This is a genomic window from Salinibacterium sp. SWN248, assembly GCF_015864575.1.
Classification (GTDB): Bacteria; Actinomycetota; Actinomycetes; order Actinomycetales; family Microbacteriaceae; genus Rhodoglobus.
In genome coordinates, this window is sequence record NZ_JADYWW010000001.1 from 1,934,448 (window position 1) to 1,948,859 (window position 14,412).

12 protein-coding genes are annotated in these 14,412 nt (G+C 60.9%); 3 read left to right on the forward strand and 9 right to left on the reverse strand.

What is annotated here, in order from left to right; translation table 11 throughout:
• Window positions 1-15 precede the first annotated feature (15 nt).
• From I6E73_RS09275 to I6E73_RS09300, 6 genes are read right to left on the reverse strand one after another with little or no spacing between them, the layout of a single operon-like run.
• Window positions 16-1,128 (reverse strand): alanine racemase, encoded by a 1,113-nt coding sequence (locus tag I6E73_RS09275; protein ID WP_197124754.1) that lies wholly within the window; start codon window positions 1,126-1,128, stop codon window positions 16-18.
• Window positions 1,125-2,345 carry a hypothetical protein gene (locus tag I6E73_RS09280; protein WP_197124756.1) on the reverse strand — a complete coding sequence of 407 codons (1,221 nt, stop codon included), beginning with the start codon at window positions 2,343-2,345 and terminating at the stop codon, window positions 1,125-1,127. Before I6E73_RS09280 ends, I6E73_RS09275 begins: the two co-directional genes overlap by 4 nt.
• Complete coding sequence (locus I6E73_RS09285; protein WP_197124758.1) at window positions 2,338-3,282, reverse strand: Gfo/Idh/MocA family protein; 945 nt, start codon at window positions 3,280-3,282, stop codon at window positions 2,338-2,340. The genes I6E73_RS09280 and I6E73_RS09285 overlap by 8 nt, the downstream gene beginning before the upstream one ends.
• Window positions 3,279-4,586, reverse strand: coding sequence for an aspartate aminotransferase family protein (locus I6E73_RS09290; RefSeq protein ID WP_197124760.1), 1,308 nt, complete (start codon window positions 4,584-4,586; stop codon window positions 3,279-3,281). The genes I6E73_RS09285 and I6E73_RS09290 overlap by 4 nt, the downstream gene beginning before the upstream one ends.
• 45 nt (window positions 4,587-4,631) lie before the next feature.
• Window positions 4,632-5,486: an amidohydrolase family protein gene (locus tag I6E73_RS09295; protein WP_197124762.1), complete on the reverse strand. Its 855-nt coding sequence runs from the start codon at window positions 5,484-5,486 to the stop codon at window positions 4,632-4,634.
• Window positions 5,476-6,300: an IclR family transcriptional regulator gene (locus I6E73_RS09300; protein WP_197124764.1), complete on the reverse strand. Its 825-nt coding sequence runs from the start codon at window positions 6,298-6,300 to the stop codon at window positions 5,476-5,478. The genes I6E73_RS09295 and I6E73_RS09300 overlap by 11 nt, the downstream gene beginning before the upstream one ends.
• A 209-nt stretch (window positions 6,301-6,509) precedes the next feature.
• On the opposite strand from I6E73_RS09300, the gene I6E73_RS09305 reads away from it, so the two are divergent.
• A complete protein-coding gene (locus I6E73_RS09305; protein ID WP_231600885.1) occupies window positions 6,510-7,610 on the forward strand; it encodes an NYN domain-containing protein in 1,101 nt (366 codons plus the stop codon).
• 217 nt (window positions 7,611-7,827) lie between these two features.
• Here I6E73_RS09305 and I6E73_RS09310 read toward each other — a convergent pair whose 3' ends face one another.
• Window positions 7,828-8,877 (reverse strand): LLM class flavin-dependent oxidoreductase, encoded by a 1,050-nt coding sequence (locus I6E73_RS09310; RefSeq protein WP_197124768.1) that lies wholly within the window; start codon window positions 8,875-8,877, stop codon window positions 7,828-7,830.
• 133 nt (window positions 8,878-9,010) lie between these two features.
• On the opposite strand from I6E73_RS09310, the gene I6E73_RS09315 reads away from it, so the two are divergent.
• Both I6E73_RS09315 and I6E73_RS09320 read left to right on the forward strand, forming a co-directional pair.
• Complete coding sequence (locus I6E73_RS09315; protein WP_197124770.1) at window positions 9,011-9,838, forward strand: alpha/beta hydrolase; 828 nt, start codon at window positions 9,011-9,013, stop codon at window positions 9,836-9,838.
• Window positions 9,831-11,090 carry a cation:proton antiporter gene (locus I6E73_RS09320; RefSeq protein WP_231600614.1) on the forward strand — a complete coding sequence of 420 codons (1,260 nt, stop codon included), beginning with the start codon at window positions 9,831-9,833 and terminating at the stop codon, window positions 11,088-11,090. The genes I6E73_RS09315 and I6E73_RS09320 overlap by 8 nt, the downstream gene beginning before the upstream one ends.
• Window positions 11,091-11,157: 67 nt before the next feature.
• Here the strand turns inward: I6E73_RS09320 and I6E73_RS09325 are convergent, their stop codons facing one another.
• A complete protein-coding gene (locus I6E73_RS09325) occupies window positions 11,158-11,670 on the reverse strand; it encodes a hypothetical protein (protein WP_197124772.1) in 513 nt (170 codons plus the stop codon).
• Between the two features lie 196 nt (window positions 11,671-11,866).
• Window positions 11,867-14,233 carry a phosphoketolase gene (locus tag I6E73_RS09330; protein ID WP_197125254.1) on the reverse strand — a complete coding sequence of 789 codons (2,367 nt, stop codon included), beginning with the start codon at window positions 14,231-14,233 and terminating at the stop codon, window positions 11,867-11,869.
• Window positions 14,234-14,412: the final 179 nt, after the last annotated feature.

Consider the following 14,412-nt stretch of genomic DNA (forward strand, 5'->3'; position numbering starts at 1 on the left):
TGACCCGCGGGCTGGTTAGTGCCTACCGACGGGATTCCAGATGTCGACCACTTCGTTGCCGTCGACCACGTGTACGCGACTGAACATGTTCACTACGCCACACGCATGATTAGGGATGATTCGAACTCGGCTTTCGAAGCCGAGTTCGTCGATGCCGGCTCCGTTGAGGATGCCGTGCTCTTCGTACGCACGCTCGAAAACGATGTTGTCGGCGAGAGCTCCTTCGGGAGCCGTCACGAGCCCCAGGGTGTCGCCGCGGTTAGAGCGGTCGGAGCTCATCGCCTTGATGCCCGCATCAATAACGCGACGATCGGCAGCGGGAACGCTCACCACGGTGCTGAGCACGGTAAGGGCACACTGTGCGCTCAATGCCGATCCGAGTCGGAATTGGTTGGCATCGAAGAAGACGTAGGTTCCGGCGCGGGCTTCGGTGACACCAGATACGCGCGGTGCAGATTCCCAGCCGGGCGTCGAGCCGACTGAGACCACCGAGATGGTGTGACCGGATGCTCGCAGCTGTTCGGCTACGGCGACCAACGACGAGGCGGCGCCCGTTCCAGCCGCGACGATCTCATCGCGAGAGCCCTTGAGGCTCGCAAGCTGACCTTCGTGCATATAGACGCCATCGAGCAGGATGCCCGGCAAGGCGGCGATTTCAGCCGCGACGTCGTCCGCTACGGCAGCCAGCACTCCCGTACGAGCGAGGCCAGTGTCGATCTCCAGAATGACCGGGATCGTAGAGTCGGCCGCCACGGCAGCCTGAGACAACACTGCAGCGAGTTCGACCGAGTCGATTCCGACCGCTAGGCGTGCGGTGTGGTTTGCCTCGGCGGCAAAGCGAGCCTTCTGAGCAGAAGCCGGAGCGTTCGCCCAGAAGACGTCGTCAATTCCCGCATCGAGCAAGGCTTCGGCCTCCGCCATCGTTGCGCAGGTGAATCCAACAGCGCCGGCCTGCAACTGCAGCCGAGCGACTTCAATCATTTTCGAGGTCTTGAAGTGGGGACGAAGAGCAACCTCCGCCTTCACCGCGAACTCCGCCATCATGCTGATATTGCGCATCATCTGCGCGCGATCGATCAGCAAGGCCGGGGTTTCCACAGATTCGAACAGGGTGGGGCTGAAGGTCATGATCCGCTCCTCATCATGTCGGCGGCATCCCGAATCCACGAGAGTGTCGGTGCAGTTGCCGTGCCGTAGTTGTAGAGGGCGAGCTTGCTCACACCCGAACCGCGGATGGCATCTACCTTCGACAGAAAACTGTCTTTCGTCGGGTGGAAGCTGGGCCAGAGAGTGATCGCGGAGGCCAGGGACTCTGCTCCACGATCGGAGAGCGCGGCAGCGGCGAGAGTGTGGTCGAGTTCGCGAGCCACCTCGCCAGCGGTCGGATAGTAGCTTTCGAGAACGAAAGAGTCGGCGACAGCAACACTCGCTGCGACATCCACGCCCTCCATCCAGTTGCTGAAGGCGGGGCGACCCCAGACTGCGGCACTGAGATCGAGCACTGCGCCCTTGGCGCGGATCTCGCGGGCAACGCGGCCAGCGAGCTCGGTGACCACGTCGTTACGCATGCGGGTGTAGGCCGCGAGATCGGGCCACATCATGTGGAGCGACGCGATTTCGGCGCCATCATCGGCGTCGCGACCGGCGGGTGCTTCGGCGTTCCAGGTGCGGTGAAGTTCGTTCGAGACCCGAAGACGCAGGGCTCCGACGTCGATTCCGCGGGCTGTTCCCTGTTCTCGGCAGTGGCTGCAGAAGCACAGTGAGAGAAGGTAGCGCGTGGTCGGGTCGAGGCGGGCGCCCCACAGTTCGTGAGGATGACCGTGGTTGTAGAGCAGGTACGAGAGGCTCTCTACCAACACACGATCGAACAGCCCCGAGCCGGCGATCTCCGCCACAAGCTCAACCGCGTACTGCTGAGCAGCAGGGTTTGCTGGGCACAGTCCGTGGGTGAACGCGTCGCCGAAACAATTCTTGATTGCTGCTTCGGGATGCTCGGTTGCCATCGTGGTGTTGTGGAATGCGATTCCCCAGCCACTGAGCGAAACGCCCGCGGCATCCGCAGCACGCTTGAGCGAGGGATAGAGATCCGGATGCTCGGTCGCGATGGAGGAGGGCGGAACGGCCAAGCCGCTGAAGTTGTTGAAGCCGAGGGGCAAGTGACTCGTGTTTGCTTCCGCCACCGTCGAGACACGGTCGAGTCGGCGAGGAGAGATGACCTCGGCCGAGTGATAAGCAGTGGCGATGACGAGGCGGTCGACACCGAGTTCGGCTACCGTCTCGACAACGCGTTCTGCGCCGTCGGCGATGACGTCCCAGGGGTAGATGAGCAGCGATACTTCAGACAACGGGAACCTCCTGATAAATCTGTTCGATCAAAGCGAGAGTGGGTTCGAGATCGTCGAGCCCGAAGCCCGATTCCTCGTCACGAAAACTTGTCCACTGGCTGATGAACGGTGCCCGATCGATGTTGATCGACGGGCCGCTGCGCTCAATCCCTATTCCAGAGATAGACCATGAGCCGTCCATGTAGATACGAGCAGAGCCGCGGGTTCCCATCACGATGAGTCCCGTGCCGATCGGTTCGAACGGCATCCACGACATGTCAATGGATGCAATGGTCGATTCCCCGGCGCGAGCGATCACGCTGGCGTGGTCTTCGGTCTCGTGGCTGGGGTTCACACGCTTGAGCGTTGCGGTCTGAAACTGCAGCTCGGAGCCGATAATTGCGCGCGCACGGTCGAAGGCATGCACGCCATTGGTGACGAGCACTCCCCCGCCGCTGACAGCGGAGTTGAAATACCACCCGGGCAGGCTGTCCTCTTCGAGGTGAAACTGCATCCGGTCGTTGTACGTCAGAATCTCGCCGAGTTCTCCGTCGGTGACGGCACGGACCACGGCCTGAACGCCGGCCCAGTGGCGAGTGGACATTCCGACGAAGAGTCGACCACCTGTGCTGAGAGCGTCACGCAGCGGTGCAGGATCTTGCCCAGGAACACGATGGGGTTTTTCCACGAGAACGTCGAGTCCCGCCGCTACCAACTCTGTCGATTGCACAAGGTGCCCGGCAGAGGGAGTGGCGATGATCGCGCTATCGAGGTCGCGCTCCTGGGCAAGCGCCTCCTGCACGGAGGTATAGGTACTAGCGCCAGAATCAACGGCGCTAGCTCGCGCCAGATCCGTGTCGACGACAGCAGCAATCTGGTCACCAACATCACGAACTGCAACGGCGTGACGGTGACCCATCACCCCCGCTCCGACGACAAGAACCCGGCGCGCACTCATGCGAAAATTCCTTCGCTCTTCATTTCCTGCAGTACGTCGCGAGCGGCCTCAAGCGTGAGGTCGATGTCTGCTTCGGTGTGCGCAAGCGAAATGTGGTTGCGCTTGAGCGTCATGGGATACATCACAAAGCCGCGGTCAGTCATCCGACGGTGGAACGTAGCGTAAGCAACGTCGTTGTTCTCCAGAAGGTCGTTGTAGCTCTTGGGCTCGCGATCCATGAAGTAGCAGATGAAGACGCTGCCGAGGCCAGTCACATGGGCTGCAATGCCGAGCTCGGTGGTGATGTCGCGAAGCCCGTCCCGCATCCGAGCGCCGAGGCGGCCGGTGTACTCGTGCATTCCCACTTCGGGATCGCTGACGACCGTCATGGTGGCGATTGCTGCGGCCATCGAGACGGGGCCACCGTTGAAGGTACCGGCGAGCATGACGCCACCGCCGGCTGACGAGAAGTTGTCCATGAGATCAGCACGGCCACCGAGCCCGGCTACGGCGAAACCGTTGCCCATCGACTTGCCGTAGCTGGTGAGGTCTGGGGTGATCCCGCAGAGCTCTTGGTAGCCACCTGGAGCGTGACGGAAGCCAGTGATCACCTCGTCAAAGATCAGGATGCTTCCCTCGGCCTTGGTGATCTCTCGCAGGCCTTCCAAGAAGGACTGGTCGGGAAGCAGCGCGCCAACGTTGTGCGGCACGGGTTCGAGGATGATCGCTGCGATCTGATCTGGGTAGCGCTCGTAGAGGGCACGAACCGAGTCGAGGTCGTTGAAGTCAGCGACAAGGGTGGATCCCAGCGCGTCGTCGAGGATTCCGGTGGAGAGCGGGTCGACGGTTCCGATGCGGTCGGCCGGCGACGCGACGTTGCGAGCAACGGCATCTCCCCAACCGTGAAAGCAGCCCTGGAACTTGAGGAGGTACTTGCGGCCGGTGACGCCGCGAGCGAGTCGAACGGCCTGCATTGTGGCTTCGGTGCCACTCATTGTCGTGACGGACTTTTCAACCGAAGGGATGAGTTTCGCGACCATGCGAGCAACCTCGACTTCGAGTTCGCTCACGCCCAAACCTACGAGGTCGAGGCCGTTCAAGCTCTGCGTAACTGCGGCCGTGACGCGCTCGTCGGAATGCCCCAGCAGAATGGCACCGAACGCTGCGTGGTAGTCCACATAGCGGCGACCGTCATAGTCCGTCAGGTAAGCGCCCTGAGATTCGCGGAAGGCATACGGCGCACCAAAGTTCCGAGTTGCCGAATTCACTCCTCCGGGAATAAATTCTTTGGCTTCGCTGATCAGCGCAGCGGCTGTCCTAGGCACGGTATCTTGCTCCTTTTTCATCGATTGGGTAGTCATCGCGGCGCGCTATCTGGCGAGCCGTGGGTCAGGGATCTCGAGAAGTGAAAGAGCATCCTGGTGAAGGATCGACTCAACGGTTTCTTCGAGAACGTGGGGCAGGTTGCCCGCACGGAAGTCGGCAAGAGAACGGAAGCGCGTGATGGCGTCGGCCGGCTCCCATAGCGGGTAGTCGCTGCCGAAGAACAACTTGTTGACGACGCCCCACTCTTGAGCCATGACAAGAGCCATGAAGCCGTCCATGGGGCGGTGCCAGCTAGCGGATACATCGGCGTAAACGTTGGCATGCTTGCGCAAAACGACAACGGCGTCGCGCTGCCACGGGTGACCCATGTGCGCCATAATCTGCTTGAGATCCGGATGCCGACGAGCAACTTCTTCGACAACGAGCGGCTGGCTGAGCGAGAGTCGGCCCTGTGCACTCGGCGTCGCGCCCATGTGCCAGAGGATGGTCATCCGGCGTTCGGAACAGAGTCGGTAGAACTCATCGAATGCAGGGTCGAGCGGATCGAAGAGCGACAGAACCGGATAGAGCTTGACGCCCTTGAAGCCGAGCTCATAAGCCTCGTCAAGCTGGTCACGCCAGTCGGTGTCGAGCGGGTCGAGCGCGGTGAAGGCAACCGTCGGCGTTGACAGCTGGGCGCAGTAGTCCGCGACGAAGCGGTTTGGAGTGTGCACGCCAGCACGAGTGGCGGCAAGGCCGAAGACGATGGCGACATCGACGCCGGCCTTCGACATCGCAGCGTCATACATTGCGGGCGAAATACGCGGGTACGGCTCACCGTACGCGGGCTCCCAGTTCTTCTTGTGCTCGTCGCCCCAGTGTTCGGGCTGGTGGTTGTGAGTGTGGACATCAACGATCATGGTTTTCTCCTTTTCGCTGGCCGCCGCGCTCGGCACGGAAGGCGGCAACAAATCGTGGGTCGGCGGCAAGCTCGGCTGCTACGTCGTGAACGCGCTGGGACAGTGATTCGCGCAGCTCGGGGGCGAGCTCTCCTGCGGGGCCCGAGACGCTGATGGCGACTGGAACGTCCAGCCCCAGCGGGATGGGAACAGCTAGGCAAATGACGCCGAGGTCGCGTTCCTGGTCATCGAGGCTGTAGCCACGTTCGCGAATGGTGTCGAGGTTCGCATCCATCTGCTCACGATTCACGATCGTGTACTCGGTGAAGCGGGCATACGGCTCTTCAGGCAGGTGCTGGCTGATCTGGTCGACCGGGATCTCTGAGAGCAACATCTTTCCGATGCCCGTGCAGTAGGTGTAGTCGAGCGAGCCATCACGAGACCGGAAGCGCAACGGACGGTCTGGTTCTTGCACACATAGGTGTAGTGCCCAACGCCCTTCAAGTACGCCGAGGTTGGCGGTGAGGCCCGTCGCATGAGCGAGAGTTTTCAAATACGGTGCGGCGACGTCAGCGGTGTTGGCGACTCGACGGTACGACTCGGAGATATCGAGCACCGCGTGCCCCAGTGCGTACACCGGTGGGTCACCCTCGCGGTAGACAAAAGCCTCTTGCTCGAGAACCGAAAGCAACCGGATGAGGGTCGACTTGGGGAGTTCGAGCTCGACTGACAATTCGGCGAGGCTAAGCGCTTTCTCTTGCGCGCCGAGCACCTTGAGCACTTTGAGGGCTTTGACTAGCCCCTGTGAATGATACGACGTGGCACTGCGTTCCATGTGAGGGACTCTATCCACCGGGAAGTCAAAAGTGAAGCACATGGAATGTTAATTCCATGTTGCGCGATGTGGAACTCAGCGGGCTTCGCGGAGTCGAGAAAATGTCGCCAGGGTCGCTCCCCAGTGATTGCCCCGAATGCGGGGATTGTCTTGAGAGAGCCTCACCAGAAGACTGAGAAGAACTTTTTTCCCGAGGAGACCAATTGGCTATGCCCAGCGACGGCCGTGTTGCCGTGTACATCGATTTCGACAACATCGTTATCTCTCGATACAACCAAATACATGGCAACGGGCAGTTCTCCAAGGACAAAGCTCGAACTCATAACTCGGCTCGCACCACGACGAGTGCTGTCGGCGTCAGACTGCTCGAGGCCGAAGTGGATGTCGAGGCGATCCTCGACTACGCCTCCTCCTTCGGAACAGTTGCCTTCAGCCGCGCCTATGCCGACTGGTCTGTGCCGGTGAATGCCAGCTACCATAAGCAACTTGTCAATCGTGCCGTGGTGCTGGTTCAGCTCTTCCCCCTCACTGCCCTAATGAAAAATGGCGCTGACATCCGACTCGCCGTGGATGCCATGGAAGACATGTTTAGGCTCCCTGACATCACACACGTCGTGATTGTGGCTGGTGACTCTGACTATGTGGCACTGGCCCAACGCGCGAAAACGCTCGGGCGCTTTGTCGTCGGAGTGGGAGTTGCAGGAGGAACAAGTGACGCTCTCACCTCATCGTGCGACAAGTTCGCAGACTACGACTCGCTGCCAGGCGTGCAGTACAAGACGCCGTCCGCGCAGCCACACCCCGCTGTGAGCGCCCAAGCGACCCCGTCAGCCCGGGCATCACAAGCGTTGACGCCCGCCGCGCCCTCCGTGAAGAAAGTCGTCAACGTCGCAAAGAAAGCCGCAATTACGAAAGTCGTCAAGACCGCCCCCGCGCAAAAGAGCGCCTCAAGCACCAATAAACCTGCGACAAAAGCCTCCCTGCCTAAGGCAGCGCCGACAAAGCAGGCGGCTACCGTCTCTCAGTCAACGAATCCTTCAACCGCCGACACTCCAGCCATCGGGATGCGGCCCTTCAAAATGCTCGTGCGGGCCATGCGACTTGTTCAGCAAAAGGAGGACTCCGAGTGGCTCAACAGCTCGGCGGTTAAAAACCAAATGCTGAGAATCGACCCATCTTTCAACGAGGCCGCATTGAATTTCAAAACTTTCCGAAAATTTGTGGACTCACACAGCTCGAACGTCGAGGTGCGAGACCGAGAAGGATCGCAAGAGCTGCGACTGCGTGCGAACGCGACTCAACCCAAGTAGCACTCGGAGGCAAACCCACTGCAGGATGCGACGCACGGTCGCGAAAAGCGAGCCATCAGCTTAGCCAGTGCGATCACGAGCACGCACACTGAGAGCACGATGGTGACCAGACCACGACTTTGCGTACAGCGCCACCGTCGGCTCCGCAAGCGGGTGCTGCAGTCGACACTGCTCCCCCACCGGAGTGGCGTTCAGCGGGCACGTCCACCCGCAGGACTCAGTTAAGCAGCTGCTCCGCAAGCAGTTCGAGAGCGCGCACGCGCACAGGCGAGGTGTTCGCCGCGTCCGCATTGTGAGCCGACAACCCAGGCACGACCATTACTTCGTCTACACCGAAGCGGGTCGCGAGCGAGCGAATGCGTTGCGCTGCAGCCACGGGTTCGTCGATGACCCACCGTTCGGCCATGTCATCCACCATCTGTTGCTGCGGCGCAGCGAGCTCTGTCGCGGCAGCTTCTTCGATGGTCGAGAGCGGGCCGAGCGGCATGCCGCTGAGCAGGCGCGCCATTTGCTGAAGTTGGGGCAGGGCTGCGGCACGCGCATCCGCCGTCGTTTCGGCGACAGCCACGTTTAAGGTGAGGAACGTCTTGGGGGCCTTCAGCAGGTCTGACGGCACAAAGTTGTCGCGGTAGAGGCCAAGAATGCGCGCGGTTCCTTCGCCCGAGAAGTGGTGGGCAAAAACGTACGGCATGCCTTGAGCTGCGGCCAGACGGGCCGAGTAGTCGCTGGAGCCGAGCAACCAAAGATCAGCAACGGATGCCGCGTTCGGCGTTGCCGTGAGTTCGTAGCTGCGTCCTTGCTGCAGTTGCAACGTGGCGCCCTCGGGATTCATGAGGCTGCGGATGTCGGCCACGTTGCGCGGGAACGCGTCGACGTCGCTAGTGGTGCCGGTCATCCGCAAATACGAAGTGATCACAGGGTCGCTGCCGGGAGCGCGGCCGATGCCGAGGTCGATGCGGCCCGGGAATGCTGCTTCGAGGATTGCAAACTGTTCCGCAACAACGAGAGGCGCATGGTTGGGAAGCATCACTCCCCCAGAACCGACGCGAATTCGCTTCGTCTGGGCGGCAAGAATACCGATCAGCACCGCGGGGTTCGTGGATGCCACGGCCTTCATATTGTGATGCTCGGCGACCCAGTACCGCGAGAAACCAAGATCATCGGCGCGTTGCGCAAGCGCGGTTGTCGCCGCCAGGGCGTCGGCCGAAGTCTGGTTGCTGCGAACAGGAATGAGATCAAGAACAGAAAGGTGAAGTGGTGTAGTCATCACTAGTATTCAACTCCTTACCAGCGTGGATATTCCTGAATGAGAGAGTTAGCGGGCCCGCGGCGCGAAGCGACCACGATTCTCAGGTCGCCCTTCAGTGCGCGCGCGACCTGGCACTCCCTAGACTGGGGCGATGCACGCTGCTGATTCCTCTCCCGCCGATCCGACCGAGTCGATTGCGCCAGCGCAGCCAACATCACAGAACTCAACTCCAGGTCCTCGGCGAACTCGACGCGTCGCGCGCACGATTTTCATCGCACTGGCCGCAATCGTTGTTCTACTCGTGGCCGGAATGCTCGTGTGGGCGAATGTGGGAGTGATGCAGGCAGAACCCGACGCGCTGGAGAGCGTGCAAACAAACCCGGCCGTGCACATCACCGAAAATCAAAACTCCTTCGTTCTCACCCCCACCGGCGACGCTTCAGGCGAAGGCTTTGTGTTCATCCCGGGAGCAAAGGTCAGCGCGGATGCCTACCTCTATAAGCTCTCCGGAGCGGTGGCCGAATCGGGGCTCACGGTTGTCGTGACGAAGCCCATCCTGAATCTGGCATTTTTCGACCAACGATCGCTTGATACCTTCACGGATGCGGCGCCCGACGTTGATGACTGGATTGTCGGCGGACATTCCCTGGGTGGCGTGCGCGCGTGCCAATACGCCGAGCAGCCCGACGTCAGCGGCCTCGTGCTTTTCGGCAGCTACTGCGCCAACGATCTTTCCGAAGTCGACATTCGCGTCTTGAGCCTCAGCGGAAGCAATGATCTCTTGAGCACACCCGAGAAGATCATGAATGCGGCCCACCTGTTGCCGACATCCACCACCTTCTTTCCCATCGATGGCGCCAATCACGCCAGCTTTGGAGACTACGGAGTGCAGGCCGGAGACGGTATCGCGACCCTCGACACCTCAGTGGTGCGAGACGTGATCGCCGCCGAAGTGAACAGTTTTGTGAACAATGGATAGCACCGAAGAAGCTATGGAAGCTGCCAACTGGGGTATCGTGCTCATCCCAATTTTGGCTGTCATGGCGCCGTTGCTGGCACGCGCACTCTCTCCCCTGGTCCGCATCTCGATCGTCGTTTTCGAGCTGCTTCTCGGCATCCTGATTGGGCCAAGTGTTCTTGGCTGGGTTGGCGAATCCGAGTTCGTCGAGCAGCTCTCCGACTTCGGCTTGGCAATGCTGTTCTTTATGGCCGGAAACGAAATCCGACTGAGCGCTATTCGCGGCCGGAATGGTCGACGCGCATCACTCGGGTGGCTCGTTGGGCTAGTCGCAGGAGTGGCGATCGGTTATCTCATCGAGCCAGGATTTGGCGCCGTCGTTATCGGGATCGCGCTTTGTTCGACGGCACTCGGAGTAATCATGCCCCTCCTGCGTGACGCCGGGGAACTGCCCACCCGCTTTGGCAATTCCGCAGTCGCACTCGGTGCCGTCGGCGAATTTGGGCCGCTTATTGCCATCTCCATTTTTCTCGGAGCCAGCTCACTCGGAGTCTCCACGATCGTGTTGGGTATATTCATCCTGATTGCGATGACGCTGCTGTTCCTCGCGGCCCGCATCGAACACAACTCGCTCCACCGCCTCGTGACAGCAACCCTGCACACCTCAGGCCAGTTCGCGATCCGACTGGTTATTTTCATTGTTGCCGCACTGGTCGTGCTGAGCATCGTTCTCGACCTAGATATGCTCCTGGGTGCATTTGTCGCCGGTTTGCTCTGGCAGGTCATGATGCGCCAGGCGCCCGAACGCGACCGCGCGATGGTCGACTCCAAGTTGGATGCGATCGCCTTCGGATTCCTTGTTCCGATCTTTTACATCAACACGGGAGTGTCGTTCGAACTCGGCGCCCTCACTTCCGACTTGAGCGTGGCGGCTCTCGTGCCCGTGTTCCTCGTGCTTCTGCTCGTCGTACGCGGCGTACCCTCGATGTTCGCCGCACGGAAAGGCGCGAGCACCCGCGAACGCGCCGCGCTCGGCCTTCTCGGCGCCACAGGATTGCCCATCATCGTCGCCGTCACCGCAATTGGCGTCGATAGCGAATATATCGACTCAGGTATCGCCGCCGCTCTCGTCGGAGCCGGTTTGCTATCCGTGCTGATCTTCCCGGTCATCGCAATGGCGTTGCGCGGAGACGCTGCCCAGTTGCACGCCAGCGGCACGGGAGATGAGGCCCCAAACCTTCCCGGCGAACCACACATCACCGAAGAGGCCTAAGCGTCGCGACGACCGACTCGCTGAAGCCGTCGCGACGTCACCAACGCTCTAGGCGAGCACCACCCCGCTAAGCGAGAATCGGGATCGTGCCTGTCGCCGTGTAACCCGCAGAGTGTGGCAATGGCTCGCCCAGAACATCCGATGTGTCGTGCGCGACAACGGCCGCTTCGACGGGAGGCTCGGCGTGGGAGTGAATGATCGGAATGGACTCGGTGAGAGCCACTAAGCCGTCGCTGATACTGACGAGCGGATCGGCATCCGTGCTCGAGAAAATCGGGAATGAACGCCCCTCATCGGGCAAGCGGCGACCGCGGCGAATGACCACGATCGTGGCGGCGGCAAGCGGGATCGCGACAGCGCTGGGAGCGGCAACCCAGAACGACGAACTCATCAGACCGTAAGCGCCCCAGACGGTGTAGCCAAAGACCAACAGCCACTGCGTGGTCTCCGAAATACCGGCAAGACGCACCGCGTCGTTGCGGCTCTGCCACGTGATGCGTGCCTGAGGAACCCACATGAGGAACGAGAAAACGGTGCCCGCGAATCCGAGTGCGTTAATAGCGATTTCGGTGATGTTCATACCGGTTGATCTGATCTTTCTGACGGCCTAGGGAAGAACTCCCGAAGGGGCACGATTGCCGGGCATCAACGCGATGTCACGCTCATTCTAAGCACAAATTATGTCGTGCACCAGCACCCCAAATGCGGCACTTTTTCGCTACTCGCCAGCGTTACAGAATTGCGGTGGACACGAGGGCCACCGCTCCCTTTGCTCGTCAGGAAGCGTTCCACTTCCAATCAGCCACTTCGGGCATGTCTTCGCCGTGTTCGCGCGTATATTGCTGCGCGTGCAGACGGGTGTCGTGCATCTCTTGCCAGAACGCAGCATGCCTCGAGGTGAGGCCCGGCACGCGCTCGAGCACGTCAATCACCAAGTGATAGCGGTCGAGGTCGTTGAGCATCACCATGTCGAACGGTGTCGTCGTCGTACCCTCGTCTTTGTACCCGCGCACATGCAGATTGGCGTGCCCGGCTCGCTTATACGTGAGGCGATGGATCAGCCACGGATAACCGTGGTGCGCAAAGATCACGGGCTTGTCTGTTGTGAAGATCGCGTCGTATTCGGCGTCGCTGAGACCATGCGGATGCTCCGACTCGCTGTGCAGGCGCATCAAGTCGATGACGTTGACGACGCGCACTCGCAGCTCAGGGATCCGCTCGCGCAAGATTTGCGCGGCCGCCAACGTTTCTAGGGTCGGGACGTCGCCGGCGCAGGCGAGTACGACATCCGGTTCTTCACCAACAACTTCGGTGCCTGCCCAGTCGAACAGGCCGATGCCGCGCGTGCAGTGCTCGATGGCAGCCGGCATATCGAGCCAGTTGTTTTCGGGATGTTTGCCCGCGATGACGACATTGATTTTGTCGACGGAACGAAGGCAGTGGTCGTAGGTGGCGATGAGGGTGTTGGCATCACACGGCAGATAGGCGCGCACCACATCGGGCTTTTTGTTCATGACCAGGTCAAGGAAGCCGGGGTCTTGATGCGAGGCACCGTTGTGATCTTGACGCCACACGTGCGAGCTCAGCAGATAATTGAGCGACGACACTGGTCGACGCCACGGAATCGCGTTCGCGCCCTCAAGCCATTTGGCGTGCTGGTTGAACATCGAATCGACGATATGAATGAACGCCTCGTACGAATTGAACATGCCGTGGCGGCCAGTGAGGAGGTATCCCTCGAGCCAGCCCTGACACTGATGTTCGCTGAGCATCTCCATAACGCGCCCCGCGCGAGCAAGATGATTGTCGGCATCGATGGGCAGGAACTCGGCATCCCACTGTTTGTCGGTCACGTCGAAGACCGCGCTCAGTCGATTGGATGCCGTGACGTCGGCCCCAAAGATGCGGAAATTGTCGGGGTTGTCGCGCACCACATCGCGCAGCCACTCCCCCAGCGCGCCCGTTGCCGAGCTCGTCGTTTCACCAGGGTTTGGCACGTCGACGGCATAGTCCCGAAAGTCGGGCAGCCGCAACGGTGCTCGCAGCAGTCCGCCATTGGTCACCGGGTTGGCACTCATACGGCGATCGCCAGTCGGCGCGAGCGCGGTGGTTAGCGCGCGCGGTGCGCCGCTCTCGTCGAAGAGTTCCTCAGGACGATACGACTCCATCCATTCCTGAAGCTGCAGGAGATGTTCCTCGGTATCGCGCACACTCGCGAGCGGCACCTGATGGGAACGCCAGTTGTTTTCGACAGGATGTCCGTCGACCACTTGTGGGCCCGTCCAGCCCTTGGGCGTGCGCAGAATGAGCATCGGCCAGGCCGGGCGCCCCTCGAGCGTTCCTGCTGCGGCATCCGCTTTGATCCGAGCGATGTGATCGACGATGTCATCGAGAGTCGCTGCCATGCGTTCGTGCACGGCGCGAGGGTCCTCGTCGTCAAACCCGCCCGAGACAACGTAGGGCGTATGCCCGTAGCCACGCATCAGGTCGCACAGTTCATCTTCAGGGATGCGGGCCAGCACAGTGGGGTTCGCGATCTTGTAACCGTTGAGGTGCAAGATCGGCAGCACGACACCATCACGTTCGGGGTCGATGAACTTGTTCGAGTGCCAGCTCGTCGCGAGCGGCCCGGTTTCGGCCTCGCCATCGCCGACAACTGCCGCGACAAGAAGATTCGGGTTATCGAAGGCTGCGCCGTAGGCGTGCGACAGGGCATAGCCCAGCTCGCCACCCTCGTGGATGGAGCCGGGAGTTTCGGGAGCCGCGTGGCTCGGAATGCCACCCGGGAACGAAAACTGTCTGAACAGCTTGCGGATGCCATCCGCGCTCTTATCAATATCGCCGTACGTTTCGCTGTAGGTGCCGTCGAGGTACGCACTCGCGACAACAGCGGGGCCGCCGTGTCCGGGGCCAGCAACAAAGATCGTGTCGGTGTCGCGTTCCTGAATAATGCGGTTCAGGTGAGCCCACACAAAGTTCAGGCCGGGCGTTGTGCCCCAGTGACCGAGGAGTCGGGGCTTAGTGTGCTCGCGGCGGAGGGGTTCACGCAACAGAGGGTTGTCGAGCAGATAGATCTGGCCGACCGCAAGATAGTTCGCTGCTCGCCACCACGCGTCCAGTTGGTCGAGAGTGTGGGGCTGCACTTCGGCGGCACGAGGGCCACACCACGGCTGACGGGCGACGGGTTCTTGAACAGGCACGAGATTCTCTCTTTTCTTCACGATGATGTGGTTGAGGTCATCCGTTCGATCGCTACTCAACTCTCGTTGAGGGCGCACCGCCAGTGTAGGAGCAGACCTCAGCTCTGTGGGCCGAATTCAGC